The sequence below is a fragment of the Novosphingobium sp. BF6 genome (genome assembly GCF_058273105.1).
In genome coordinates this window covers 885,776-909,873 of record NZ_CM177776.1, presented here as the reverse complement: position 1 = coordinate 909,873, position 24,098 = coordinate 885,776, and the positions used below count along the sequence as shown (strand labels likewise).

The window sequence follows — 24,098 nt, the reverse complement described above, 5'->3', positions numbered from 1 at the left end:
GAAATTTCGATCGAACGGCCGCTCAGGCCTCAAGACCATGGCGGCGCAGCACCGCAAGGACGCTTTCGAGCACTTCGCGATAGGGACGGGTGGCATCGACGTCGACGATCTGCGCGCCGCCGAAGCGCAAGGTCGGCACGACCGCCAGCTTCTTCTCCAGCATGTCGCGCTGGTGATCGGACTTGCGCGCGAGCGCCGTGTCGACATCGACATTGAGGCGGATCACCAGGGTCGGGCGATAGGCCGCCATCTCGGCGTAGAGCGCGCGTTCACGCGTCGCCAGCCGCTCGACGAGCGCCGACCCCTTGCGCAGCCACGACAGGCCGGGACCGTCGAAGCTGCCGGGCACTTCGGCCTGCGGATAGCGGTCTGTAATAACCTGCACGCCCTGACGGCGGAAATCGAGCACCTGGCGGAATCGCCGCCTGCGGGCGAGCGAGAAACCGAACATCGCCAGCGCCGTCGCCAAACCGGGGAGGCGCTTCTCCTTGCCCGTGCTCTTGCCGTCATGCGCCTTCTTCGCCTTGCCGGTGAGGAAGCGCTCCGCCAACCGTCCGACCAGCGGGATTTCGCCGATCCGGCGACCGAGGTCGCCGGTGCCGAGGCCGAGGTACATCGAGCGGGTCGGGGAGCGCCGGTCGAGCAGCGAGACGAGGTCGCTGGCCAGCGTGGACTTGCCGGAGCCGTCGCAGCCGATCAGCGCCACGCAAGGCGCGAGCGGGCTTCGGCTGCGGATGCCGGCCTGATTGCGAGGCGCGGAAAAAGAAGCGCCGGAAGGTTGCGATACGATCCCGGAAGAGAGATCGCGCGGACTTTGGTGTATCGTCATGTTCTGTTGGCCGTGATGGCTCCGCCGCCGCGTCACACGGCGAAAGACGGAGGATTCCTGCAAATCGAGTCGCCTGGATTCAGGTCGATCCGCAGGCCCTAAACCCCGAAGCTGATGCGAAGCTGACGGGGCGAAAAAGATGTTCCACGCGTTTGACGCCCCCCGCAAGCTGGCATAGCGAAGGGGCTCGGAGGCGCTTTTCCCGCGCCGTTCACTCTCCAAGGGAGCCTGTCTTGCCCCGTCTGCTGGTTGCGGAAGACGATGCCGCCCTCGGGTCCGCGATGAAGCGCGCGCTGGAGCTGGACGGCTATGTCGTCGATCTCTTCGCGCGGGGGGACGATGTGCTCGAGGCGGCCAGCGTGGGCGACTACGACGTGATCCTGCTCGATCTCGGCATGCCGCGCATGGGCGGCCTCGACGTGCTGCGCCAGCTTCGCGCCGACGGCAAGGCGACGCCAGTCATCATCGTCACCGCTTTCGACCGCACCCGCCAGCGCGTCGCCGGTCTCGATGCCGGTGCCGACGACTACGTGGTGAAGCCGGTGGACCTGGAGGAACTGGCCGCGCGCATCCGCTCGCAGCTGCGCCGCAAGGACGGCCGCCCGGCCGACAGCATGAGCGTGGGCGACGTGACGCTGGACGTCTCGGGCCATGTCGCCACCCTCAGCGGCGAGCCGGTGGCGCTGACCGCCAAGGAATTCCGCGTGCTCGCCCTGCTGATGCGGCGCGCCCGGCGCTTCGTCTCCAAGGCGGACCTCGAAGGCGAACTCTACGACCAGGAGCATTGGGTGGAATCGAACACCGTGGAAGTCGCCATCTCCGCACTGCGCCGCAAGTTCGGACGGGACTTCATCCGCACTGCGCGGGGCCTCGGCTACATGGTCGGCGGGCCGGATACGTGATACGCTCGTCGCTCTCGATCCGGCTCTACCGCCGGGTGCTGATCCTGCTGGCGCTGACCGGCCTCGGCATGGGCGCGATCCTCTACGTCGTCGCCAACCGGGAGATCGGGCGCGCCTCCGACGCCCAGCTCGTGAATGCCTCGCGCCTGCTCTACATGATGATGCAGGACGACCTGACCGCAGGCGTGCTCGTCGCACGTGGGAAGAATCTGCCGCTCGACGAAGCGGATGATCCCCTACTTTCCAATCAGGAACGCAAGGCCTTCCACGCCTCCTACGACTGGTGCATGTTCGCGGTGTTCTGGGACGGCAGGCCCGTCGCCCAGTCCGGCTGGGGCGCGCCCGTCAACCTCGTCCCGCGTCAGCCGGGCCTTCACGATTTCAAGGCGGTGGGCGACAGCTGGCGCAGCTACGGCTTGCCCGGCCGCGACCCCCGGCTGCTCGTCGTCGTTGCGGAGCGCGATGCCATGCGCGAATTCTCGATGGTGCCGGTCCTGCGCAAGCTGGCGCTGCCGCTGATCCTGCTGATTGCCGCCAGCATGGTCGTGCTCTGGTGGACCCTGCGCAAGAGCCTGTCCGAAGTCGAACGGCTGGCGACGACGCTGAACGCCCGCTCGCTGGCCGACCTGACGCCGCTGGTGCGGGGCGACTGGTCGCGCGATCTCGGCCCGCTGATCGTCGCGCTGAACAAGCTCTTCGTCCGGCTCGACCAGGCCTACGAACTGGAGCAGGCCTTCACCGACGATGTCGCGCACGAACTGCGCACGCCGCTGGCAGCGATCCGCGCGCAGGCGCAACTGCTGCGCAAAACCTCGCCCGCACCGCAACAGGAAGAAGCCGGGCGCCTGCTCGCCGTGGTCGACCGCGCCGGAGACCTGATCGACGGCATGCTAACCCTCGCGCGCCTCAACGCGACTTCGGTATCCACCCGCTCGGTCGACGTCCATGCGCTGGTGGCGGATGTCGTGGCGGAAACGCTGCTCCGCCTGCCGCCCGATGCGATGGAATTCTCCGTCACGCCCGATCACATCGTGCGCTGGCGCTGCGACCCTTCGTCGTTGCAGATCGCGCTCTCGGCGGTGATCGGCAACGCGACGGTCCATGCGCGGGACGGTGGGCAGGTGGATATCGCCGTGGTGCGCAGTTCGGACCGCCTCGCCATTACCGTGGCGGACCGGGGCTGCGGTGTCGACGCGGCCGACCGGGACCGCCTGTTGCGCCGCTTCGAACGCGGCACCGCGAATTGCCCCGGTAGCGGTCTGGGCCTGTCCATCGCGGTCAAGGCCATGACTCTGGCGGGCGGCACGATCCGGTTGGAGAACCGGCAGGACGGCCCCGGATTGCTCGTGGTGCTGAGTCTGCCCGCCGTGGCGGATTAGGCCACCCGCCGGACTTTCCCGGGTCGCGGCGACGGCGGCGCCAGCGCTTCGACAACCTGTTCCATCGGCGTATCCGGCTTCACCAGATGGACGGTTCCCGGCGCGCTCGCCTGCACGAGGCAGACGGCGTTCTTCGGGCAGATGTCAAGGCAGGGCACCGGCACCACTTTGTAGCGCCCCTTCCCTTTGAGCTGCGACTTCAACGCCTTTTCCAGACGCTGCTCGCCGTCCTTGCCGAAACCGCCGCCGACTTTCTTGCCGCACTTGCGGCAGACCAGCAGGACATCGTCCCACTTGGCCGAAATCTCGCGGATTGACTTGTCCTTACCGGACATTCTGAACTCCTCGCCTTGTCGCTCTCCCTTTATCTGGGAGACGACCGCAAGGACTGCGAGTGCGAAGTTCCGTTTTCAGCGATCAGTCGTGTCGATCAACGGCGTCAAGGCTCTGCCGTGCCATGCGGGCCAGCGTCGGAAAGCTTTCCGCCCGACTGGCAGCCTGCGCATTGGCAGCATTGCCGCGCAGCACCCGCCCCTTGATGCCGTGGAAGATCGCGGCAAGCCGGAACAGGTTGAAGGCGACATAGAACTCGTAATTGGCAATGCCTTCCCGCCCGGTCCGCGCGCAATAGGCGGCCACATAATCGCGCTCGGTAGGAATGTTCAGCGACGCAAGATCGGCACCGGCAAGCCCCGGCACGATCTCCGGCGGCATCCGGTACATCAGCGTGTGATAGGCGAAGTCCGCCAGCGGATGGCCCAGCGTGGAAAGCTCCCAGTCCAGCACCGCCAGCACGCGCGGCTCGGTGGGGTGGAAGATCATGTTGTCGCAGCGGCAGTCGCCGTGGATCACCGAAGTCTCGTCCCCCGGCGGGATCAGCGCGGGCAGCGCCTCCACCAGCGCGTCCATGTCGGCATTACGACCGGCGAGTTCGTCGGCTTGGTACTGCCTGGTCCAGCGCCCGATCTGCCGCGCGAAGTAATTGCCCGGCTTGCCGTAATCGCCCAGCCCCACGGCATCGGGATCGACGGCGTGAAGCGCTGCCATCGTGGCGTTCATCGCGTCGAAGTAAGCCGGGCGCTGCTCACGCGAGACTCCGGGGAAGGTCGCGTCCCAGAAGATACGCCCCTCCACCATGTCCATCACATAGAACCAGGTCCCGATCACGGCATCGTCGGTGCAGAGACCATGGATCCGCGCTACCGGGAAGCCCGCCGTTCCCAGCGCCGTCTGCACCCGCGCCTCGCGGTCAACGGCATGCGCGCCCGGCAACAGGTCACCGGGCGGCTTGCGGCGCAACACATAGTTGCGCGCGGGCGCGGAGAGGCGGTAGGTCGGATTGGACTGCCCGCCCTTGAACTGCTCCACCGTCAGCGGCCCGGCAAAGCCTTCGACATGCTCTGCCATCCACCGCGCCAGCGCCGCCTCGTCGAAGCGGTAGCCTTCGCGGACGGGCACGGTGCCCGCATTGTCGGCAGCGAGATCGACAGCCATCGCGCTAGGCCGCTTGCTCTGCATCGGCAGTCTCCTGCGCCTGCTTCCATTCGCGTTTGATCTTCTTCGCAAGCGACCATTTGTGCACTTCGGTCGGCCCATCATAGATGCGGAAGGCGCGGATCTCGCGGAACACCTGCTCCACGATCGTGCGGTCGGTAACCCCGGTGCCGCCCATCACCTGCACGCAGTTGTCGGCGATCTTCATCAGGGCCTCGCTGACCGAGACTTTCGCCATCGAGCTTTCGACCGTGCCCAACGATCCCGTGTCCAGCACGCCCGCGCACCAGTCGATCATCAGGCGGCACTGCTGGATCAGGATGCGGTTTTCGGCGAGCATGAAGCCCACGCCTTCGTGGTCGATCAGCGTCTTGCCGAAAGCCTCGCGTCGGCAGGCATAGTCCACGGCGATCTCGTGCGCGCGGATGCAGGCGCCCAGCCAACGCATGCAGTGCGAAAGGCGCGCGGGGCTGAGGCGGACCTGCGCATACTTGAAGCCCTCGCCCGGATCACCCAGCATCTGATTGGCTGGAACGCGAAGCGCGCGGATCGTCACGGTGGAATGGCCACCGGGCATCGACGTATCGATGGTGTTCGGCACCTCGTCGATCACGATGGCGGGATCGGGCAGGTCGACCAGGAACATGCAGGCCCCGCCCTTGCTCTCCTCGTCCACCGACACAGCCATGACGATGCCCACCATCGCCCCCTTGGCGCCGGTGATGAAGGTCTTGCGCCCGTCGATCACCCAGTGATCGCCATCGCGGCGGCAGGTGGTCTTCATCATCGAAGGGTCCGACCCCGCACCGCCCCAGTCGGCCGGTTCGGTCATGAAGAAGGCGGAGCGACCCCTGCCCTCCACCAGCGGCTGCAGGAACCGCGCCTTCAACTCGGGCGAGCCGACATGGCCGATCAGGTACATGTTGCCCTCATCGGGCGCCATGGTGTTGCAGGCCAGCGGGCCGAGCGGCGAGAGACCGGAGCGGATCAGCACTTCGGCCGTCTCGCGCTGGGTCAGGTGGCTGCCGTCATCGCGGATATGCGGGGTGAGCACACCCGCCGCGCGCGCCTTGCCGCGCATTTCCATGACGAGATCGTCGGTCGGCGCGCCGTGATGGTCGCGGCGCGGATCGTTCTCGTACGGAACGACGACTTCGCGCACGAACGCCTCGACGCGGTCGGCCATGGCGGCGGCGGATGCGGAAAGGGTCGCGCTCATTGCAGCACCCGCACGGGATCGCTGCCGTCCCAATCGCGCGCGGCGGCCTTCATCATCTCGAACAGGCCCTCCGATCCGGCCATGGGCTGGAGGTATTCGATCACGAAACCGGGGCCCTGACCGGGATCGACGTAGATCACCTCGCCATCGTCGCCCACTTTGCCCTCCACGATCACTTCGGCGCCCACCTCGGCGCAGGCGCGGCGGGCCTCGGCAATGTCCTTCACGAAGACGCAGACGTGGTGCAGCCGGTCGCGCACCGCATATTCGCCGGTGTAGAGCGAGGGCGCCGTGCTCTCGGTGCGAATCAGCTCGATCTGGATATCGCCCCAATAGCCGATCGCCATCGAGAAGGTGGCATCGGTGGGCTGGCCCTTGTACTTCATCTCGCCCAGCCGCACGTCGTTCAACACGAAGAACGGGCCGACGCCCACGGTTTCGATCCAGTATTTAAGAGCGGCGTCGAAATCGCTGGGGAAGTAGGCCAGCTGGATCACGTCCCCCAGCGCTTTGAGCGGTCCCGGTTTGGCCGGACTTGTCATGGCTTTTCCTTATTCAGACGAAGAGGCCTTGCGGCTCCTCGATGAGGGTCTTGAGCGTCTGGAGGAACAGCGCCCCTGCCGCCCCGTCGATAGCGCGGTGATCGACCGAGAGGGTCAGGGCGATCCGCGTCTCGAACGCCACGCCGCCGGATGCCGTCTCCACCGGCTGGCGCTGCGCCGTGCCGACGGCTAGGATCGCGCCTTGAGGCGGGTTGATGATCGCATCGAAGTTCTCGACCCCGAACATGCCGAGGTTGGAGACGGAGAACGTCCCGCCCTCCATGTCCTCCATGCCGAGGCCCTTCCCCTGCGCCTTGTCGATCAGGCGGCGGGTTTCGGCGGCAAGCTGGTCGATCCGCATCCGGTCCGCCTGCCGCACCACCGGGGTAACGAGGCCCTTCGGTCCTGCCACCGCGATCGAAATATCGGCATGGGGAAAGCGGTAGATGTCCGTGCCGTGGACCTGCACGTTGACTTCCGGATGGCGGACCAGCGCCATGGCGCAGGCCTTGACCACCCAGTCGTTCACCGAAGCCTTGCAGCCGAGCACGAGATTGGCGCTCTTGCGCAGTTCCAGCAGGGCATCGGCGCGGGCGGAGAGGCGCAAGTAGAAGTGCGGGATTTCCTGCTTCGCCTGCGTCAGCCGCTGGGCGACGACCTTGCGGATGCGGTCGAAGGGGACGATCTCGGGCCGGTTCTCGCCCGCGACGAACTCGGGCGCGGCCAGGGAACCGGCACTTGTCGGAGCCGGGACCAGTGCCAGCACGTCCCCCTTCGAAATCCGCCCGCGCGGGCCGGTTCCCGTCACGCCCGCCAAGGCGATTCCATGCAGCGCGGCGATGCGGCGGGCGAGCGGGGAGGCGAAGACTTTCGCATCGTCCTCCGGCAGCGCTACGGTGCCCTTGAGCACCGGGCTGGCTGGTCCACGCATGGCCTTGACCACGTCCTGATGGGTAATGCGGCCACCCCGCCCGGACCCGTCGACCCCGGCGATATCGACGCCCTCCTCCTCGGCAAGGCGCAGCGCCTCCGGGCTGATCGGGCGGTTGGTCTCGATCGGCACGCGCACACGTTCGGGCGTGCCAGCGATGGCGCCGACCGGCTCCACCACCTTCGCCTTCGACGCGCCCTGCGCCACGCCGCCCTCGGCGGGGGTGAAGGCGGCAATGAAGGCGTCGATCTCGTCATCCGAGTGCGCCCCCTCATCGAACACCGCCAGCAGCGCGCCCACCGGCTCGGCTTCGCCGCCCCCGGTAATCAGCACGCGGCGCACGGTGGCGTCGTATTCGGCCTCCACCTCGTTGGTGATCTTGGCGGTTTCGATCAGGCACAGCGTCTGGCCGCGCGTGAAACTGTCGCCTTCCTTGACCATCCATTCGGCCACGGTCCCTTCCGTCATCTCGATGCCCCACTTCGGCATCGTGAAAGCGCGGATCCTGCTCATGACGGCGCTCCCTTCAACGGTATGCCAGCGTCTTGCGGACGGCGGCGGCGACTTTCGCGGGGCTGGGCAGATAAGCGCCTTCCAACTCGCGGGCGAAGGGCACCGGGGTATGCGGCGCGGTGACCATCTCGATCGGCGCCCTCAGGCTGGCGAAAGCCTTGTTCGCCACCAGCGCGGCAATGTCGGTGGCAAGGCTGCAGCGCGGCGGCGCCTCGTCCACGATCACCAGTCGCCCGGTCGCCTCCACGGAATCGAGGATCGCTTCCTCGTCTAGCGGAGAGGTGGTGCGCAAGTCGATCACGTCGCAGCCCACGCCGTCCTGCGCCAGATCGTCGGCGGCGGTCTCGGCATAGCCGACCATCATGCCGGAGGCGACGATCGTCACATCCTCACCCGCCCGCGCCAACCGCGCATGGCCGAAGGGGATGACGAAGTCCGGATCGTCCGGCACTTCGCCGGTCATCGCGTAGAGGAACTTGTGCTCCAGAAAGACCACCGGATCGTCGTCCCGGATCGCCTGCCGCAGCAATCCGCAGGCATCGGCGGGGGTCGCGGGCATGACGACCTTCAGGCCGGGCATGGAGGTGACGAACTGGCTGATCATCTGGCTGTGCTGCGCAGCGGCGTTGTAGCCCGCGCCGCAGGGCATGCGGATTACCGCCGGGCAGACCGACTTGCCGCCGAACATGTAGCGGAACTTGGCGATCTGGTTCCACAGCTGGTCCATGCAGACGCCGATGAAGTCCGCGAACATGATCTCCGCCACCGGCCGCTTGCCTGCCAGAGCGAGGCCGCCCGCCGCGCCCATGATCGCGCTTTCGCTGATCGGCGTGTCGATCACCCGGTCCGGCCCGAAGGCCTCGTAGAACCCGGTGGAGGTGGACCATATGCCGCCGATCGCCTCCGGACCGCCCGCCGTGCCCATGCCGCCCACCACGTCCTCGCCCAGCACGACGACGCGCGGATCGCGCTGCATTTCCTGGAATATCGTGCCGCGAATGGCGTCGCGGTACATCATCTTTGCCATGTGTCTCGCTCCGCCGTCAGTAGCTGATGTAAACGTTTTCGAGGACGTTCTCGGGCTGCGGCCGAGCCGCCGCGCGAGAGTCTGCGACAGCTTGTTCGATGGTGCCGAGGGCATCGGTATCCACCGCGTCCAGATCGGCGTCGGTCAGCAGTTTCGCCCCGGTCACCTTCTCGCGGAACTTGCGCAGGCAGTCACGCGTGGCGCGCAGCCGGTCCAGTTCCCCCTCGCCGCGATAGCGCTGGGGGTCGCCTTCGAAGTGGCCGAAGAAGCGCTCTGTATCGAATTCCACCGCCGCCGGGCCATTGCCGGGGGTGCGCACGAATTCCAGCACTTCGCCGAAAGTGTCGAACACCGAGAAGAAGTCCGTCCCGTCCGCTCGCCAGACTTTCATGCCGAAGGCTTCGGCGCGGCTGGCGATGTCCTGCGCGGTGCCCACGGCATAGGCATCGCCTGTGTGTTCCGAATAGTGGTTGTTCTCGAAAACGAAGATCGCCGGAGCCTTGGTGACGACGGCCAGGTTCATCGCCTCGAACGTGGTGCCCTGGTTGCAGGCGCCGTCGCCCGAGAAGGCGATGGAGACAGCCAGCTTGCCGTTCTCGTCCGGCCCATCGATCTTGTTCGATAGCGCCGCGCCCACGGCGATCGGCGCGCCCGCGCCGACGATGCCGTTGGCGCCCAGCATGCCCTTGTCGATATCAGCGATGTGCATGGAGCCGCCCTTGCCGTTGCACAGGCCTTCCTGGCTGCCCCAGATCTCCTTCATCATCCCGGTCACGTCGCAGCCCTTGGCCAGGCAATGGCCATGGCCGCGATGGGTCGAGACGATCTTGTCGCGTTCCGAAAGGTGTTCGCACACGCCCACCGCCACGGCTTCCTGCCCGCAATAGAGGTGCGTGAAGCCGGCGATCTCCCCGGTCTGGATCTCCTCGTGAAGGCGTTCCTCGAATTCGCGGATCAGCTTCATCTGCCGATAGGCGCGCGTCAGCGCCTCGCGGTTCAGTTGCATCCCGGCTTCCTCTCCCATTGTGGTCCGCATGTCTTCACGGTTCCCTTCAAAGGCCCAAGACGGACTTGGCGATGATGGTGCTCTGCACCTCGTTTGTCCCCCCGAAAATCGTCCAGGCCCGGCTGTTGAGATAGCGGGCGGCGGCGACTTGCGCGGCGCGTGAGTGAACCGGCTCCGGCGCATTGGCGCCATAGAGCGGGCGTGAGGTTTCCAGCTGGAGCCCGGCGATGCCAAACAGGTCTACCGCGAGCAGGTCGATCTCCTGCCGCAAGTTCGATGCCAGCAGCTTGGTGAGCGAGGTCTGCGGTCCCGGTTTCCGGCCCTTGGCGATTTCGGAGATGATCTTCAGCTCGATCATCTCCAGCGCCTCCACGCCCAGCCGGGCCTTGGCCATGCGGCGGCGCCAGTCGATGCTGTCCGCCAGAACTCCGCCGCGACCGTCGCTTTCCGCTTTCGACACCGCTGCGATCTGGGCAAGGTCGTAGCCGAGCTTGGGCGCGTGGCACGATCCGCCGCGCTCGTTTTCGAGGAGGAACTTGGCGATGGTCCAGCCCTGCCCTTCCTCACCCACAAGGTTTTCGGCGGGCACGCGCACGTCTTCCAGGAAGACCTGATTGACCTCATGATCGCCCGCCGTCGTCAGGATCGGCCGCACAGAAACGCCGGGGCTGGCAAGGTCGATCAGCAGGAACGAGATGCCCGCCTGCTTCTTCACCTCCGGATCGGTGCGCACCAGCGTGAACATGCCGTTGGCGTGATGGGCATGAGTGGTCCAGATCTTCGATCCGTTGACCACGTAATGGTCGCCGTCTCGCACCGCGCGGGTCTTCAGACTGGCAAGGTCAGACCCCGCGCCCGGCTCCGAAAAGCCCTGGCACCAGTAGTCCTCTCCCGAGAGAATGCGCGGCAGATAGCGGGCCTTCTGCGCCGCGCTGCCGAAAGTCCAGAGCACCGGGGCCAGCAGCTTCAGGCCCAGGACGGTCAGGTTCGGCGCACCTGCGGCGGCGCATTCCTTTTCGAACAGATAGCGCTGCAGCGGTGTCCAGCCGGTGCCGCCATGCTCGACCGGCCATTGATAACCCAGCCAGCCCTTCGCATCGAGCACCGCGTTCCACGCCTGCCCGATGTCCGGCTCCACGAAGACCGAAGGCGTCGCGGCGGCACCCGCCTTGACCGCATCGGGCAAGTGATCGCGCAAGAAAGCACGTATATCCTCGCGGAAGGCGGCGTCGGCGGGGGAGAGTTCGATGTCCATGCGTGCTATCGTTCCAGAATCGTCACTGCGGATACGCCCGGCGCCCCGTAGACATGGCTGTAGGCGGTCTTCGGCTGGTGAGGCACCTGACGACCGCCGCCGTCTCCGCGCAGTTGCACCACGTTTTCATAGACTTGCCGCAGCCCCGAAGCGCCGATCGGCTCTCCGCAGGCGAGGCAGCCGCCGTCGGTATTGACCGGCAAGGCACCGCCGATCTCCGTGCGCCCTTCGGCCAGCCAGCGCTCCTGATCGCCATCGGCGCAGAAGCCGTTCTCGGCCATATGCATGATCTCCGCCCCTGCCTCGGTATCCTGAAGCTGGGCCACGTCGATGTCGCCCGGACCGATCCCGGCCAGACGGAAGGCATCGGCGGAGGCGATCCGCGTGGCGGTGCCGCGCGGGGCGCTGTCGTCCGCGACCACGTCCACGCTTGGTGCGAAAACCTCGAAGCTGTGCGGCGGGCGGGTACGCATGGTCGCCGCCTTCAGGCGGACCAGCGGCTTGCCCAGTTCGCGCGCCTTCTTCTCGCTGGCCAGCACCAGCGCCACCCCGCCCTCAGCAGGAGAGCAGAACATGTATTTGGTGTAAGGGTCCGACACGAGCGGGGCGGCCAGGATTTCCTCGATCGGCACCGGCTGGCGCCGCCAGGCGTGGGGCGCGTGGGCGCCGTTGCGAAAGGCCTTTTCCGCCACGCGGGCCAGCGTCTGGTGGGAGATGCCGAACATGTGCATGTAGCGCATGATCTTCGCCGCAAAGAACTGGGTGGTGACCATGTAGCCCGCCTCCCCGTACCAGTCCGGCAGGTTGTATTCGCTGGGCAGGGCATTGAAGGCGCCGCGGGGGTGCTTGTCGAACCCGACCGCAAGGCCAAGCTCGAACTCGCCCGACTTGATCGCCATCTGTGCCGAGAACAGCGCCGATCCGCCCGCCGCGCAGCCGTTGCGGACATTGATGAACTGAACCCCGGTCAGGCCCAGTCGATCGACCATGGTGTCCGGGTTTCCGGCCGCATCCGAACTGCCATAGGCGAACTGGACTTGCGGCCAGTCCACCCCGGCATCGGCCAGCGCCTGCCGCACGGCGAAGACGCCCTGATCGAGACCGGACAGACCATCGGAGCGCCCGAAGGGATGGATGCCGATGCCGACGATGCAGACGTCGCTCATGCCCGGGCCTCCTCGATCGGTGCGAAAGCCGGAATGGCCAACGGCTCGGCCGCCTCGGGATCGAGCGCCAACGGAACGAGGCGCACCGGCATCCCGATCTCCACCGCATCGAAGTCCACGTCCACCAGCCGTGCTTCCACGATCACTTCGCCCGGCAGTTCGACATAGGCGACGATCCACGGCGCGAAGGCCTCAGGCCCGGTGTAAGGCGGCGTCTTGGGGCGATAGCGCTGCACGGTGTAGGACCAGAGCCGACCCTCGCGCGCCAGCGGCACGGGATCGCAGGCATTGCCAGGCGGGCAGGGAAACACCACGCGCCCCGTTTCCCGCTCGCGGCCGCCCAGCAGCCGGGGCGGCGTTTCGTCGGTGAACAGGCCTTCGGCAATGGCGCGCATCGTTCTCCCCATCTCTCGGCTTTCGAGTCCGTTGATGTGAACGGTTTAAGCGCGCCCGCCCCGGCTTTGTGACTCACCAAAACGCTAGGGTAGCCAATGTGCCAGTTCGTGCGACGCATTGCGGCGGGAGAACGAACTGATGGCAAAGAGCTGGAACTACATCATCGTTGGCGCCGGTTCGGCGGGCTGCGTTATGGCGGAACGGCTGAGCGCCGACGGCCGCGCGCAAGTGCTGTTGCTGGAGGCGGGCGGCGCCAACGACAGTTTCTGGGTCACCCTGCCCAAGGGCGTGGCCAAGCTGGTCAAGAAGCCCGAACACATGTGGGCCTATCCGGTCAGCCAGCCGCGCGAGGAGGGTGCCAACGACGGCGGCGGCGAGGTCTGGATTCGCGGCAAGGGCCTTGGCGGTTCCTCCTCGATCAACGGCATGATCTGGAGCCGGGGCGAACCGGCGGACTATGACGCCTGGGAAAGCGACGCGGGCGCAACCGGCTGGAACGGCGCGAGCATGACCAAGGCTTTCCTCGAACTGGAGGACCACGCAGCAGGCGCTTCGCCGATGCGCGGCAGCGGCGGCCTCGTCCATGTCGACCCCGCCTGCTACACTTACCCGCTGGCGGAGCGCATGATCGAATCCGGCGAAGCGCTGGGGCTGCGCCGGGTCGACGACCTCAACGCCGCGACCGGCCCGCGCGTCGGCTATTACAGCCACAACATCCGGAACGGCCGCCGCGAATCCTCGGCACGGACTTATCTGGCGGCAGCGCGCGGGCGGCCGAACCTGACGGTCATGACCGGCGCTCTGGCGGAGCGGATCGTGTTCGACGGCACCCGCGCCGTGGGCATCGACGCCATTGTAAACGGCGCACAGCAACACTTCGCCTGCTGCGGAGAGATCGTGGTGAGCGCGGGCGCGATGGAAAGCCCACTGCTGCTTCAACGCTCCGGCATCGGCGATGCGCAGAGGCTGAAAGCGGCGGGGATCGCCCCGCTCGTCCATTCGCCCGACGTGGGCGAGCGGATGATCGAGCATCTGTCGATCTCGATCCCCTATCGGCTGGAACACGGGCGCGGCACCAACCGCAGCTTCTTCGGCCTGGGCGCGGGGCTGGCGATGCTGCGCTATCTTCTGCGCCATGACGGCGTTCTGGCGACCGGGCCGTTCGAGGTCGGCGCCTTCTGCAACGTCGCCCATCCCGACGGGCGCACGGACGCGCAGTTCTATCTGGGCGGCTACACCTTCAAGGTCGGCGACGACAAGGACCCGGTCCCGCTCGACAAGATCGATCCGCGCCCCGGCGTCACCATCTACGGCCAGTTGCTGCGCCTTACCAGCGAGAGCGCGGTGCGGGCTACGGGTCCGAACAGCGGTGATCCCGCCGACATCCGCCACAACTTCCTGACGACCGAGCACGACCGCCGCTCCGCCGTCGCGCTGGTCCGCAAGATGCGCGCCTTCATGGCCGAGGCGCCATTGGGGCAGATGGTCGGCACAGAACTGGTGCCCGGCGCGGAAATCGACAGCGACGCAGCCATTCTCTCCGCGTTCCGCCGTCTGTCGAGTTGCGGCCTCCACGCCATCCGCTCCTGCCGCATGGGCAGCGATCCGGCCGCCGTGGTCGATCCGCGCCTGCGGGTGAACGGCGTGACCGGCGTGCGGGTGGCGGATTGCTCGGTGATGCCGGGCCACGTGACCGGCAACACCAACGCCCCCGCCATGGCGCTGGGCTTGCGCGGCGCGAAGCTGATGCTGGAGGACCGGATTACCTTCTGATGCGGTCCATCAGTTATGCAGCGAGATATAGCCTAGCTGCGCGGCCTTGAAGACCGTCTGGCTGCGGTTCACCGCGTTCAGCTTGGTCGCCGCATTGTGGATGTGGAACCGCACCGTCGCCCGGCTGCGCGACATGATCATGCTGATCTCGAGATCGGTCTTGCCGATCGCCGCCCAGCGCAGACACTCGACCTCTCGCTTGGACAGGCGTGATTCCGGCGGCAGCGCCTGGGTGGAACCCATCACCTGCACATAGGTGGCGATGAACGTGCGGGCATAGAGGCCGAGCGCATCCGACAGGCGCAGGAAATCGTCTGCAAGGTCGGTGCGGTCCTTGTCCAGCGGGTTGAAGCTTACCGCGCCGATCTGCCCGAACGGCAGGTGCACCGGCACCGCGATGCAGGCGCGGGTCATGGCGCGCTGTTCGAAATTGGCGATGTCGATGGATTGCAGGTAGGAATTCGGCTCGCGCGTGTGGAACCCCTGTGCATTGGCCCAGAACGGCTGGCCTTCGAAACGGCAGGCCGTCGTCAGCGGGGAATCGAGCGCGATGCGCGAATTGCGCCACCACACCCGTTCGTCATCGCCCCAGCCGAACACCTCGATAGCCAGCACCTTCCCATCCCCGTCCACCGGCGTCCGCTTGTCGGCAATGTCGTGCGCGGGCGCCGCCCGGTAGCCAAGATCGATGGCAATCGTGTGCAGGGCCTCCGCTGCCGGGCGAATGCCAGCCGGCGAAGAGACGCGTACCGCGTCTATGTTTTCCTGTGACAACAGCGACATGTTTTTCCTCTCTTGGCAGGGAGCGTAACGCGTCCAGCCGGGGTGCACAATTGCCCGAAAGCCGAAAAACAGTGCTCCCATCCTAGCCTTTTGCCCAGCGGAGATGGTCCCACGGCAGGTGCTACACCCGTGTGACAGACGGGAGAGGCATGTGAATTTCGATCTCAGCGAAGACGAGGAAATGCTCAAGGCGCTGACCGAGCGCTTCGTCACCAACACTTACGATCACACCACCCGCCGCCAGTTTCTTGCGGAACCGAGCGGATTTTCCAGCAAGAACTGGGCATTGCTGGGTGAGCTGGGCCTAATTGCCGCCCCGTTTCCGGAGGAACTGGGCGGCCTCAGCCTCGACGCCACCGGCATCGCCACCATTTTCGAGGCGCTGGGCCGCGGCATGGTGGTGGAGCCGCTGGCGGAAGCCTCGGTGCTGGCCGGATGCCTTTTCGCGCGGACCGCCCCCGAGGAACTGCGGGATGAATGGCTGGACGGGCTGCTTACCGGCGAAAAGCGCCTCGCCCTCGCCCATGCCGAAGCGAAAGCACGGGACGGGATGACCTGGGTGGAAACCGCTGCCCTGCCCGATAACGGCGGCTATCGGTTGGATGGGGTGAAGCCCTACGCCGTCGCCGGCGGCGGCGCGGACGGCTATCTCGTCTCCGCCCGCCTCTCCGGCACGCCTGCGGATTCGGAAGGCTTGGCGCTGTTCCTCGTCTCCGCCGACACTCCCGGCCTCTGCCGCCGCGAATGGCCGCTGGCGGACGGGTCGATTGCCGCCTCGCTCGTGCTCGAGGGCGTCTCCGTGCCCGAAAGCCACCGGCTCGACGGCGGCCTTGCCGCGATCGAGGAGGCGCAACAGGTCGCCGCGCTGGCCCGCTGCGCCGAAGCGCTGGGCATCATGGAGCGCATGTTCCATGACACGCTGGACTATCTGCGCACACGCGACCAGTTCGGCGCAGCGCTTGGCTCGTTTCAAGCGATCCAGCACCGCATGGTCGCGCAATATGCCGCCATCGAGCAAAGCCGGGCGCTGCTGAATCTGGCGCTGGTATCCTGGGGCGGCGACCGCTTTGCCGAAGCGGTGAGCGGCGCGCGGGCGTGGATCGGCGAGGCATCGATCGCGCTGGCGCACGAGATGGTGCAGTTCCACGGCGGCATGGGCGTGACCGACGAACTGGCCATCGGGGCCGGCCACAAGCGGTTGCTGGTGCTCTCCCGCTGGCCGGAGGGTCCGGAGGCAGTGCTGGATCGCTATGCGCGGCTGTTGAACTGAAAGGGAAAAGGAAGCGGGCGCCCCGCTTCCTTTCTACAACCTCACCCCTCCCGCTGCTTGATCCAGCCGATCCCCCGACGCAGCAATTCGTAGAACACCGGTAGGTCCCAGGCGCAGCGGTCCACCGTCGGCCACCAGTCGAGCATGGGCTGCAAGTCGTAATGGCCCCGGCAGTGGCCGAGCGTGTTGTAGAGAACCGCGCCCTGGCCGTGCTGCTTGATATACATCACCGGATGCGTGCCGATGGCCTCGGCCGCCTCCACGAAACCGGTGCCTTCCTCGGTGCATTCGGTTTCCAGCAGCACGTGCAGGTCGCCGTGGCATTCCATATGGTAGAGTTCGTCAGTCGTCTCGAACGGTTCGATGCCCTCTACCAGCGGATGGTCGGGATCGGCCACCGTCACCGTATAGGGCGCGATCGGTGGGTGGCTGACGAACTGGCTGCCCAGCAGGTCCATGAACAGCGGCGCCCAGCGCGGCGCGTCCCATAGTCCATTTTCGAGCAGGCGCAGCACCGAATTGGTGCCGTGAAGCGCGTACCAGCGCCCACCGGTCGTAAGCCAGTCGCGCAGCACCTCCTGCGCGGCCAGCGACGGGGTGACGTCGCAAGTATAGGTGATCAGCACGGAGGCCGAGCGGATGGCGTCGAGGTTCTCGTAATCCTCGAACACGCGGGTACGCACCGACGGGTCCTCGGCCAGCAGCTTCAGCAGTTCCAGCCGGGCGAAGTCCATGTCATGCCAGACCCCGCCGCAGATCAACACGCAGTCGATGCGCGGCGGGTGGCTTTCAGCGGTCTCGCTCATGTAGTCAGGCCATCCCTTCTGGCACGGTCTGCCCCAGTTCGCCGTCGATGTATTTCATCAGTGTATCCTGGAACTGGCGAATGCGGATTTCCTGATAGTTGCCCAGGTTCACCTTGCCCGTCTTCGAGGCGTGGAGACCTTCCTGAACGAAGGGCAGGTTGTCCATGTCCTGTTCGAACACATCGCCCAGAATACCCAGTTCCGGCGCCTCGGTCCATTTCTGGTCCAGCCGCAGCATCTTCAGCGGCGCGCCGCGCGGGATCGGCTGACCCTTGGGAATGCGCGCAAGAATGCGCACTTCCATCACGCAAGTGTCCGGCGTCTTACCGGGCAGCCAATTGTAGATGATGTTGGGCATGTAACCGCCCCAAGGCGCGAAGTTTGGAAAGACGTTGTAGACCAGCGCGTCCAGCAGTTCGGCATCGGTCGCCTCGGCATGATCGTAGCCGGTGCTCTCGGTATAGGCCGCGCGCATCGCCGCGCCCAGCGCCGCGCGGGCAGTGACGCCTTCAGGCACCCGGATCGCCATGGGATTGGCCGAGGCCTCGCCCTCGTAATTGTCGCCGGAGCGGCCGTTGTACTTGATGAACTCGTCGACGATCCACTGCTCACCCTGACCCTGCTCGATATGCGGACTCATCACGCCGAAGGGGACGAGGTTGACGTTCACATTGTCCCCCCAGGTCCAGTAGGCGGCGTTGGAATCGCCGGTGAAGGGCAGCAGTTGCGGGTGGGTGACGATGGTGTGCCAGGCCTCCATGAAGGCCTCCATCACCACTTTCCAGTTGGCCGGCACTTCCTTGGCCACGCGCATGACGCTGGCACATTCCTCGTGCCGCCAGCGCTTGAAATGCTCGGGCAGCGGAGCCAGGAATTCCTCGAGACTGGGTCCGCCCTTCTCCTCGCGGAGGAAGACGTAGCCTGCCCAGCGACCCACTTCGGCCTCGGGCAGATCGAGGTTCTGTTCGGCCAGATGGGGAAAGTCCCACTGGCAAGGCATGGAATCGAAGCTGCCGTCCTTCTTCCAGACGAAGCCGTGGAACGGGCAGACGAACTTTTCGGCATGGCCTTCCTCCGTGCGCAGCTTGCGGCCGCGATGGAGGCACACGTTGTGCATGGCGCGGATCGATCCGTCGTCCTGGCGGCTGACGAGGTAGGACCGCCCCGCGTTCTCGTAGACGATGAAGTCGCCCGGATCGGGCAGGTCTTCCTCGCGGGCGACGAACTGCCAGACGTAGGGCCACATCCGTTCCCGCTCCAGCTTCGCGAATTCGGCGCTGGTGTAGCGGCTGGCGGGGATCGGGTCGGACCCGCGATAGGTGTAGCTCTCCTCCGTCAGGATCGCGGGGGCCTCCCGCGAATCCCGCGCCATGAGTTCGGCCCAGCTGATGCCCTCGCTGCGGTCTTCTCCCAGCGCGGAGCCCAATTCGGGGTCACGTTCGGCCATTGCTCCAAGGTCTCCCAACCTGTTTCGTTTTTCCCTGTTTGGGGCATGTCTGGACCGGAGGGAAGGCGAAGTCACCTTGCTCTAATCATAGGTTGCCCCCCGGCGAAGATCGGCCATGTTCGAAGCAACGAATAAAACGGGAGAATGCCGTGAAGCGGCTTGAAGGCAAAGTGGCGCTGGTCACCGGAGGCACGTCCGGCATCGGCGCGGGTGCGGTGCGGCGGCTCTGCGCGGAAGGCGCGCGTGTCGTGTTCACCGGCTCCAACCGGGGCGCCGCGGACGAGGTCTGCGCCGCGACCGGTGCCGAATTCGTCAACCACAACGTGCGTGACGGCGCCGCGTGGGACGCGCTGTCCGCCCGGATCGCGAGCGAATATGGACGGCTGGACTTTGCCTTCGCCAATGCCGGGACCGAGCACGGCGACGGCAGCGTGGAAGACATCACGCTGGAGGGCTGGGAGAACGTCATCGGCGTCAACCAGACCGGGGCGATGCTTACCGTGCAGCATGCGATGCGGCTGATGGCCCGGAACCCGGAAGGAGCAGCGGGGTCGATCCTCGTCAACTCCTCCATGAACGCGCACCGGGCGATGGGCAATTTCGTGGCCTATTCGGTGTCAAAGGCCGCCGTCGTCGCGCTGGTGAAATCGGCGGCGGTCCACGCGGGCAACCGCAAGTACCGCATTCGCGTGAACGCGATCCTGCCCGGCGTGGTCGAGACGGCGCTGATCCGCAACCTGATCGAGACCTCCGGCGATCCGCAGGCCACCCGCGCCGCCTACGAGAGCCTGTCTCCCTTCGGGCGCATGGCGCGCGTGGAGGAGATCGCCGGGCTGGTCGCCTGGTTCGCCTCGGACGAATCGCAGTTCGTCTCCGGCAGCGAATACGTGATCGACGGGGCATCTACGGCAGGGATGATGGGCGTATGAGCGATCTGGGTTCGCAGCGGCTGAAGGGCCGCGTGGCGCTGGTTTCGGGCGGTCTGCGCGGCATCGGCCTCGCCTGCGTGGAGCGATTCCTGGCCGAGGGCGCGGAAGTGGTGCTGACCGATCTTGAGGCGCAGGACAGCGCGCTGGCGGGAGAGACGCTAGGGCGGCTGGGGCAGGCGGCCAGCTATGTGCAGGCCAACGTCACCAGCGAGGATGACTGGACCGCAGTGCTGGATGCCGTGACCCAGCGGCACGGCAAGCTGCACATCCTGGTCAACAACGCGGGCATCGACCTGACCGGCCCGGTCGCCGAAACCTCTCTCGAAGGCTGGCGGCGAATCATGAGCATCAATGTCGACGGCGTGTTCCTGGGCGTGCGCACTTTCGTGCCGCTGATGGCGGCGAGTGGCGCGGACGTGAAGGGCGGCGCCTCGATCATCAACGTCAGTTCGATCATGGGCCTTGTCGGCATGAGCGAGGTTTCAGGTTACAACGCCAGCAAGGGTGCGGTGCGGCTGTTCACCAAGTCGATCGCGCTGGAATTCGCGGAAAAGAAGATGCTGATCCGCGCCAATTCGCTGCATCCCGGCTTCGTGATAACCCCGCTGCTCAAGGAAGGCTTCCAGCGCTGGGTGGACAAGGGCGTCGCGGAAAAGCCGCAGGATCTGGTGGACCTGATGTCCGGCAAGACGCCCATGGGCCGCTTGGCCGAACCGTCCGAACTGGCCAGCGCGGTGTTCTTCCTGGCTTCCAGCGACAGTTCCTACATGACCGGTGCGGAACTGGTCGTGGACGGCGGCTGGACCGCGCAGTGACGATGCGTGGCGCCCTGTTTGCTGAGGGCCACAGGTCGGGAGTGACCCTTCGACAAGCTCAGGGTGAGCGGGGTTTGTTCCATGCTCCCAGTCTCGTTCAGCGGGAGCGGCGCTTGTCCCATACGCCTAACCGGACCTTGTTCGATCCCCCCAGTCCCGCTCAGGCTGAACTTGTCGAAGCCCCCTCGTGCAGGGCGCTATTGATAGAGGAACATACAGAATGACCCCCACCTCACCCGGCGCCCTTCCCGACACCATCGCCGTCGTCACCGGAGCCGCAGGCGGCATCGGGCGCGAGATCGTGAAGGCCATGAAGGCCGCAGGCGCCACCGTGATCGCCACCGATCTCAAGGACGACGCGACCGTCGAAGGCGCCGACCACTATCTGAAGCACGACGTCACCAGCGAGGCCGACTGGCGCGCGGTGGAGGCGCTGGTGCGCGAAAACTACGGCAGGCTGGACGTGCTGGTGAACAATGCGGGCTTCTCGATCGTCACGAAGTTCGAGGATACGCCGCTTTCCGAATTTCACCGGGTCAATGCGATCAACGTCGATTCCGCGATCATCGGCACGCAAGTCCTGCTCGATCTGCTCAAGGCCGGGGGCAAGGCGCGCAAGGGCGGGGCATCGGTAATCAACTTCTCCAGCGTCGGCGGCCTGCGCGGTGCGGCGTTCAATGCGGCCTATTGCGTCAGCAAGGCGGCGATCAAGATGCTGTCGAAGTGCTTGGGCGCCGAATTCGCGGCACTGAAGTACAACATCCGCGTCAATTCGGTGCACCCCGGCGGGATCGAGACGCCGATGCTGGCATCGATCATGGACCGCTACGTCGAACTCGGCGCCTCGCCCTCGCGCGAGGCTTCGCTGGCGGCGATGAACACCACCCACCCCATCGGCCGCCTCGGCAGGCCCGAGGAAATGGCGGGCGGCGTGGTCTTCCTGGCCAGCGAGGCATCCAGCTTCATGACCTGCGACGAACTCGTGATGGACGGAGGCTTTAGCCAAGTGTGATCTGGCAGCTCTGATTTCATGAGGTCCTGAAGGGGCCATCGGGAGAGAGACAATGAGCAACAAGGCATACGATCTCGTCGTGCTCGGTTCGGGCGCGGCGGGGCTGACGGCTGCGCTGACCGCGGCCGAGCATGGCGCGAAAGTTCTCGTGGTCGAAAAGGGCGAGAAGCTGGGCGGCACTTCGGCCTGGTCCGGCGGGCAGATCTGGATTCCCTGCAACCCGCATCAGAAGGCGTTCGGCAAGGAAGACAGCCGCGAAAAGGCGCTGACCTACCTCGCCTCCATGTCCAACGGGCTGATCGAACCGCAGATGGCCGAGGCCTATATCGACGGCGGCGTCGAGATGGTGGCCTTCCTGGAGGACCGGACTCCGGTGAAGTTCATGGTGGTGCCCGATTTCCCGGATTACCACCCCGAACAGCCCGGCGCCGCATCGCGCGGAGGGCGTACGCTGGAATGCGCGGTCTATCCCTATGGCGACCTCGGCGAATGGCGGGACCGGGTGGAGGTCTCCCCCTATTACTGGCCGCATGTCTATTTCACTGTGGGCGAAACCTCGCTGGCGCAGGCCGTGCCCGATCCGCTGGACCCAGCCGAGGCGAAGCGCCGGGCGGACAATGACGAGCGCGGGCTGGGCCACGCCCTCGTCGGCCGCCTGCTGCGCGGCTGTCTGGATCGGGGCGTGGAATTCCTGCTCGGCACCGGCGGCAAGGAACTCCGCATCGAACAGGGCGTCACCATTGGCGTGGAACTGGACGACGGCACCCTGATCGACGCACCCAACGTCATGCTGGCGACCGGCGGCTTCGAACATAACGAAGCGTTCAAGACCGCCTTCCTGCGCGGTCCGCTCACGTCTCCGGTCTCGATCCGCACCAATACCGGCGACGGGCTGCGCATGGCGATGAAGGCGGGCGCCATGCTCTCCTCCATGCGGGAGGCCTGGTGGATGCCGGTGGTGGAGGCCCCGCTCAACGAAATGGGCCGGATGCTGTTCACCGGGGAGCGGACATTGCCCGGCACGATCATGGTCAATCGCACCGGCAAGCGCTTCACCAACGAGGCGGCGAACTACAACGCCTTCGGCGCCGCGTTCCATGTGCAGGACCTCAATTCCTGCTCCTGGGCCAATCTTCCGGCCTGGTGCCTGTTCAACCAGGCGTTCTACGACAAGTGGGGCTTCCTCGACACGCAGCTGATCGGCGTGGGGGACGGCGAGCACAAACGAGAACCCGCCGACTGGATCGCGCGCGGCGATACTCTCGCCGAACTTGCCGGAAAGCTGGGCATCCCCGAAGGCGCACTGGAAGCCACGGTCGAACGCTGGAACAAGATGGTCGATGCGGGCAAGGACGAGGACTTCGGCCGGGGCGACAGCTATTACGACCTCTATTGGGGCGACCCCGACAACAAGGGCCGCAAGGAAGCCACGCTCGGCAAGATCGAGGGTGGGCCTTACTACGCGGCCGAGGTCAAGTCCGGCGCGCTGGGCACCAAGGGCGGGCCGAAGACGGACACACTCGGCCGCGTGCTGGACGTGGACCTGAAGCCGATCGAGGGGCTCTATGCGGCGGGCAACGCCATGGGATCGATGATGGGCATGACCTACGGCGGCGGTGGTGGCACGCTGGGCCCCGGCATGGTCTTCGGCTACCTTGCGGGCCGACACGCGGCGCAGCGCAATCTGGGCGCGGAAAGCTCGGTAGCGGCATGAGCGAGACTCTCCCCGGGGTGATCGGCATCCACCACATCGGCGTCTCGGTGCCCGATCTGGCCAAGGCGCGGCACTTCTACCTCGATATCCTGGGCGCGGTGGAGGAAGTGGAGCCGCTGCGCTGGGCCGACAATCCGTTCATCGATCAGATCGTCGGGCTGGAAGGCAGCGCGGCGGAGCAGTTCTTCTGCCGTCTCGGCAATGTGCAGATCGAGTGCTTCGAGTATACCGCGCCGAAGCAGAAGCAGCCGCAGGACCCGCGCCGGGGCGTCAACGAATACGGCTACACGCATATCGCCCTGCAAGTGCAGGACCTCGCCGCCGTCCACGAGCGGATCGTCGCAGCGGGCCTGCCCGTCCACGCTCCGCCCGACCTTGCGACGATCACCACCGACGCGGACGGCGTGAGGCACGGCTATGCGGGCACATATTGCCGGGATTTCTTCGGCAACGTCTTCGAAATTCTGGAAATCCACGAGACGCCGCTAATCCGGCCCATCACCTGAAAGGACCTCACCGATGCGCATCATCGTGGCGGGAACGCTCCGCTTTGCCGGAGACGATGCCCTATGCTCCGAAATCATCCGGGGCGGCGCCGCACACATCGCCTCCAGCCGGGAGGAACGGGGCTGCACCGCCTACAACTGGGCGGTCGATCCGCTCGATCCCGGCGTGATCCATGTCTACGAGGAATGGGACAGCGAACGCGATCTGCTCAGCCACTTTGCGCATTCCTCCTATGCGGCGATGCGCGATCATCTTGGCCGCTACGAACTGACCGGCTTCGCGGTGCAGGTCTATTCCGTCGCCGGGATCGAGCCGGTCTATGACGAGCAGGGTCAGGCGCGGCGGGAGATTTTCGGGGTGACGCTGTAACGCTCACCCTCCCC

Annotated in this window: 24 protein-coding genes; 10 read left to right on the top strand and 14 right to left on the bottom strand. The window is 66.2% G+C overall.

The genetic code is table 11. From position 1 onward, the window contains the following. Window positions 1-22: 22 nt before the first annotated feature. Window positions 23-829, bottom strand: coding sequence for a nucleoside/nucleotide kinase family protein (locus tag AC4D6D_RS19465; RefSeq protein ID WP_491328671.1), 807 nt, complete (start codon window positions 827-829; stop codon window positions 23-25). A gap of 233 nt (window positions 830-1,062) precedes the next feature. Between AC4D6D_RS19465 and AC4D6D_RS19460 the strand changes: the two genes are divergently transcribed. Continuing rightward, window positions 1,063-1,731: a response regulator transcription factor gene (locus AC4D6D_RS19460; RefSeq protein WP_491328670.1), complete on the top strand. Its 669-nt coding sequence runs from the start codon at window positions 1,063-1,065 to the stop codon at window positions 1,729-1,731. Further along, the gene (locus AC4D6D_RS19455) at window positions 1,728-3,110 is read left to right on the top strand and encodes a sensor histidine kinase (RefSeq protein ID WP_491328669.1); all 1,383 of its coding nucleotides are present in this window, start codon (window positions 1,728-1,730) and stop codon (window positions 3,108-3,110) included. The genes AC4D6D_RS19460 and AC4D6D_RS19455 overlap by 4 nt, the downstream gene beginning before the upstream one ends. Here the strand turns inward: AC4D6D_RS19455 and AC4D6D_RS19450 are convergent. The 10 genes from AC4D6D_RS19450 to AC4D6D_RS19405 all read right to left on the bottom strand — a co-directional run bounded on the left by AC4D6D_RS19450 (window position 3,107) and on the right by AC4D6D_RS19405 (window position 12,658). Continuing rightward, a complete protein-coding gene (locus AC4D6D_RS19450) occupies window positions 3,107-3,445 on the bottom strand; it encodes a hypothetical protein (protein ID WP_491328668.1) in 339 nt (112 codons plus the stop codon). The genes AC4D6D_RS19455 and AC4D6D_RS19450 overlap by 4 nt on opposite strands. A gap of 82 nt (window positions 3,446-3,527) precedes the next feature. Beyond that, the gene (locus AC4D6D_RS19445) at window positions 3,528-4,628 is read right to left on the bottom strand and encodes a phosphotransferase (RefSeq protein WP_491328667.1); all 1,101 of its coding nucleotides are present in this window, start codon (window positions 4,626-4,628) and stop codon (window positions 3,528-3,530) included. Then, window positions 4,609-5,823, bottom strand: coding sequence for an acyl-CoA dehydrogenase family protein (locus AC4D6D_RS19440; RefSeq protein ID WP_491328666.1), 1,215 nt, complete (start codon window positions 5,821-5,823; stop codon window positions 4,609-4,611). Before AC4D6D_RS19440 ends, AC4D6D_RS19445 begins: the two co-directional genes overlap by 20 nt. After that, window positions 5,820-6,365 (bottom strand): VOC family protein, encoded by a 546-nt coding sequence (locus tag AC4D6D_RS19435; RefSeq protein ID WP_491328665.1) that lies wholly within the window; start codon window positions 6,363-6,365, stop codon window positions 5,820-5,822. Before AC4D6D_RS19435 ends, AC4D6D_RS19440 begins: the two co-directional genes overlap by 4 nt. Window positions 6,366-6,378: 13 nt before the next feature. Continuing rightward, window positions 6,379-7,809: a dihydrolipoamide acetyltransferase family protein gene (locus tag AC4D6D_RS19430; protein ID WP_491328664.1), complete on the bottom strand. Its 1,431-nt coding sequence runs from the start codon at window positions 7,807-7,809 to the stop codon at window positions 6,379-6,381. Window positions 7,810-7,822: 13 nt separating this feature from the next. Continuing rightward, on the bottom strand, window positions 7,823-8,836 hold the full coding sequence (locus AC4D6D_RS19425) for an alpha-ketoacid dehydrogenase subunit beta (protein ID WP_491328663.1): 1,014 nt from the start codon (window positions 8,834-8,836) through the stop codon (window positions 7,823-7,825). Between the two features lie 16 nt (window positions 8,837-8,852). Next, on the bottom strand, window positions 8,853-9,842 hold the full coding sequence (locus tag AC4D6D_RS19420) for a thiamine pyrophosphate-dependent dehydrogenase E1 component subunit alpha (RefSeq protein WP_491328775.1): 990 nt from the start codon (window positions 9,840-9,842) through the stop codon (window positions 8,853-8,855). 46 nt (window positions 9,843-9,888) lie between these two features. Next, on the bottom strand, window positions 9,889-11,097 hold the full coding sequence (locus tag AC4D6D_RS19415; RefSeq protein ID WP_491328662.1) for an acyl-CoA dehydrogenase family protein: 1,209 nt from the start codon (window positions 11,095-11,097) through the stop codon (window positions 9,889-9,891). A gap of 5 nt (window positions 11,098-11,102) precedes the next feature. After that, entirely contained in the window at window positions 11,103-12,263 is a 1,161-nt protein-coding gene (locus AC4D6D_RS19410; RefSeq protein WP_491328661.1) for a thiolase family protein, read from the bottom strand. Beyond that, window positions 12,260-12,658 carry a Zn-ribbon domain-containing OB-fold protein gene (locus AC4D6D_RS19405; RefSeq protein ID WP_491328660.1) on the bottom strand — a complete coding sequence of 133 codons (399 nt, stop codon included), beginning with the start codon at window positions 12,656-12,658 and terminating at the stop codon, window positions 12,260-12,262. The genes AC4D6D_RS19410 and AC4D6D_RS19405 overlap by 4 nt, the downstream gene beginning before the upstream one ends. 139 nt (window positions 12,659-12,797) lie before the next feature. On the opposite strand from AC4D6D_RS19405, the gene AC4D6D_RS19400 reads away from it, so the two are divergent. Then, entirely contained in the window at window positions 12,798-14,432 is a 1,635-nt protein-coding gene (locus AC4D6D_RS19400) for a GMC family oxidoreductase (RefSeq protein ID WP_491328659.1), read from the top strand. 9 nt (window positions 14,433-14,441) lie between these two features. Here AC4D6D_RS19400 and AC4D6D_RS19395 read toward each other — a convergent pair whose 3' ends face one another. Next, window positions 14,442-15,215 carry a LuxR C-terminal-related transcriptional regulator gene (locus AC4D6D_RS19395; RefSeq protein WP_147219976.1) on the bottom strand — a complete coding sequence of 258 codons (774 nt, stop codon included), beginning with the start codon at window positions 15,213-15,215 and terminating at the stop codon, window positions 14,442-14,444. Between the two features lie 151 nt (window positions 15,216-15,366). On the opposite strand from AC4D6D_RS19395, the gene AC4D6D_RS19390 reads away from it, so the two are divergent. Beyond that, window positions 15,367-16,485, top strand: coding sequence for an acyl-CoA dehydrogenase family protein (locus tag AC4D6D_RS19390; protein WP_491328658.1), 1,119 nt, complete (start codon window positions 15,367-15,369; stop codon window positions 16,483-16,485). Window positions 16,486-16,526: 41 nt separating this feature from the next. Here the strand turns inward: AC4D6D_RS19390 and AC4D6D_RS19385 are convergent, their stop codons facing one another. After that, entirely contained in the window at window positions 16,527-17,291 is a 765-nt protein-coding gene (locus AC4D6D_RS19385) for a ThuA domain-containing protein (RefSeq protein ID WP_491328657.1), read from the bottom strand. Window positions 17,292-17,295: 4 nt separating this feature from the next. Beyond that, a complete protein-coding gene (locus AC4D6D_RS19380; RefSeq protein WP_491328656.1) occupies window positions 17,296-18,738 on the bottom strand; it encodes an aromatic ring-hydroxylating oxygenase subunit alpha in 1,443 nt (480 codons plus the stop codon). Window positions 18,739-18,887: 149 nt separating this feature from the next. Here AC4D6D_RS19380 and AC4D6D_RS19375 point away from each other — a divergent pair, with 149 nt between their 5' ends. From AC4D6D_RS19375 to AC4D6D_RS19350, 6 genes are all read left to right on the top strand, one after another. Next, window positions 18,888-19,667, top strand: a complete 780-nt coding sequence (locus AC4D6D_RS19375; RefSeq protein WP_491328655.1) for an SDR family NAD(P)-dependent oxidoreductase — start codon at window positions 18,888-18,890, stop codon at window positions 19,665-19,667. Beyond that, window positions 19,664-20,482, top strand: a complete 819-nt coding sequence (locus AC4D6D_RS19370; protein WP_491328654.1) for a glucose 1-dehydrogenase — start codon at window positions 19,664-19,666, stop codon at window positions 20,480-20,482. Before AC4D6D_RS19375 ends, AC4D6D_RS19370 begins: the two co-directional genes overlap by 4 nt. Before the next feature lie 220 nt (window positions 20,483-20,702). Next, a complete protein-coding gene (locus AC4D6D_RS19365; protein WP_491328653.1) occupies window positions 20,703-21,494 on the top strand; it encodes an SDR family NAD(P)-dependent oxidoreductase in 792 nt (263 codons plus the stop codon). A gap of 52 nt (window positions 21,495-21,546) precedes the next feature. Then, window positions 21,547-23,208 (top strand): FAD-dependent oxidoreductase, encoded by a 1,662-nt coding sequence (locus AC4D6D_RS19360; protein WP_491328652.1) that lies wholly within the window; start codon window positions 21,547-21,549, stop codon window positions 23,206-23,208. Continuing rightward, the gene (locus AC4D6D_RS19355) at window positions 23,205-23,714 is read left to right on the top strand and encodes a VOC family protein (protein WP_491328651.1); all 510 of its coding nucleotides are present in this window, start codon (window positions 23,205-23,207) and stop codon (window positions 23,712-23,714) included. Before AC4D6D_RS19360 ends, AC4D6D_RS19355 begins: the two co-directional genes overlap by 4 nt. A 13-nt stretch (window positions 23,715-23,727) precedes the next feature. Next, window positions 23,728-24,084 carry a putative quinol monooxygenase gene (locus AC4D6D_RS19350; RefSeq protein WP_491328650.1) on the top strand — a complete coding sequence of 119 codons (357 nt, stop codon included), beginning with the start codon at window positions 23,728-23,730 and terminating at the stop codon, window positions 24,082-24,084. Window positions 24,085-24,098: the final 14 nt, after the last annotated feature.

Excerpts from the sequence above, each read along its gene's own strand:
- AC4D6D_RS19445 (WP_491328667.1), bottom strand. The coding sequence starts at position 4,628 with ATGCAGAGCAAGCGGCCTAGCGCGATGGCTGTCGATCTCGCTGCCGAC.
- AC4D6D_RS19410 (WP_491328661.1), bottom strand. The coding sequence starts at position 12,263 with ATGAGCGACGTCTGCATCGTCGGCATCGGCATCCATCCCTTCGGGCGC.
- AC4D6D_RS19360 (WP_491328652.1), top strand. The coding sequence starts at position 21,547 with ATGAGCAACAAGGCATACGATCTCGTCGTGCTCGGTTCGGGCGCGGCG.
- AC4D6D_RS19435 (WP_491328665.1), bottom strand. The coding sequence starts at position 6,365 with ATGACAAGTCCGGCCAAACCGGGACCGCTCAAAGCGCTGGGGGACGTG.
- AC4D6D_RS19365 (WP_491328653.1), top strand. The coding sequence starts at position 20,703 with ATGACCCCCACCTCACCCGGCGCCCTTCCCGACACCATCGCCGTCGTC.
- AC4D6D_RS19400 (WP_491328659.1), top strand. The coding sequence starts at position 12,798 with ATGGCAAAGAGCTGGAACTACATCATCGTTGGCGCCGGTTCGGCGGGC.
- AC4D6D_RS19450 (WP_491328668.1), bottom strand. The coding sequence starts at position 3,445 with ATGTCCGGTAAGGACAAGTCAATCCGCGAGATTTCGGCCAAGTGGGAC.
- AC4D6D_RS19430 (WP_491328664.1), bottom strand. The coding sequence starts at position 7,809 with ATGAGCAGGATCCGCGCTTTCACGATGCCGAAGTGGGGCATCGAGATG.
- AC4D6D_RS19385 (WP_491328657.1), bottom strand. The coding sequence starts at position 17,291 with ATGAGCGAGACCGCTGAAAGCCACCCGCCGCGCATCGACTGCGTGTTG.
- AC4D6D_RS19350 (WP_491328650.1), top strand. The coding sequence starts at position 23,728 with ATGCGCATCATCGTGGCGGGAACGCTCCGCTTTGCCGGAGACGATGCC.
- AC4D6D_RS19425 (WP_491328663.1), bottom strand. The coding sequence starts at position 8,836 with ATGGCAAAGATGATGTACCGCGACGCCATTCGCGGCACGATATTCCAG.
- AC4D6D_RS19440 (WP_491328666.1), bottom strand. The coding sequence starts at position 5,823 with ATGAGCGCGACCCTTTCCGCATCCGCCGCCGCCATGGCCGACCGCGTC.
- AC4D6D_RS19395 (WP_147219976.1), bottom strand. The coding sequence starts at position 15,215 with ATGTCGCTGTTGTCACAGGAAAACATAGACGCGGTACGCGTCTCTTCG.
- AC4D6D_RS19370 (WP_491328654.1), top strand. The coding sequence starts at position 19,664 with ATGAGCGATCTGGGTTCGCAGCGGCTGAAGGGCCGCGTGGCGCTGGTT.
- AC4D6D_RS19380 (WP_491328656.1), bottom strand. The coding sequence starts at position 18,738 with ATGGCCGAACGTGACCCCGAATTGGGCTCCGCGCTGGGAGAAGACCGC.
- AC4D6D_RS19355 (WP_491328651.1), top strand. The coding sequence starts at position 23,205 with ATGAGCGAGACTCTCCCCGGGGTGATCGGCATCCACCACATCGGCGTC.
- AC4D6D_RS19420 (WP_491328775.1), bottom strand. The coding sequence starts at position 9,842 with ATGCAACTGAACCGCGAGGCGCTGACGCGCGCCTATCGGCAGATGAAG.
- AC4D6D_RS19415 (WP_491328662.1), bottom strand. The coding sequence starts at position 11,097 with ATGGACATCGAACTCTCCCCCGCCGACGCCGCCTTCCGCGAGGATATA.
- AC4D6D_RS19405 (WP_491328660.1), bottom strand. The coding sequence starts at position 12,658 with ATGCGCGCCATTGCCGAAGGCCTGTTCACCGACGAAACGCCGCCCCGG.
- AC4D6D_RS19465 (WP_491328671.1), bottom strand. The coding sequence starts at position 829 with ATGACGATACACCAAAGTCCGCGCGATCTCTCTTCCGGGATCGTATCG.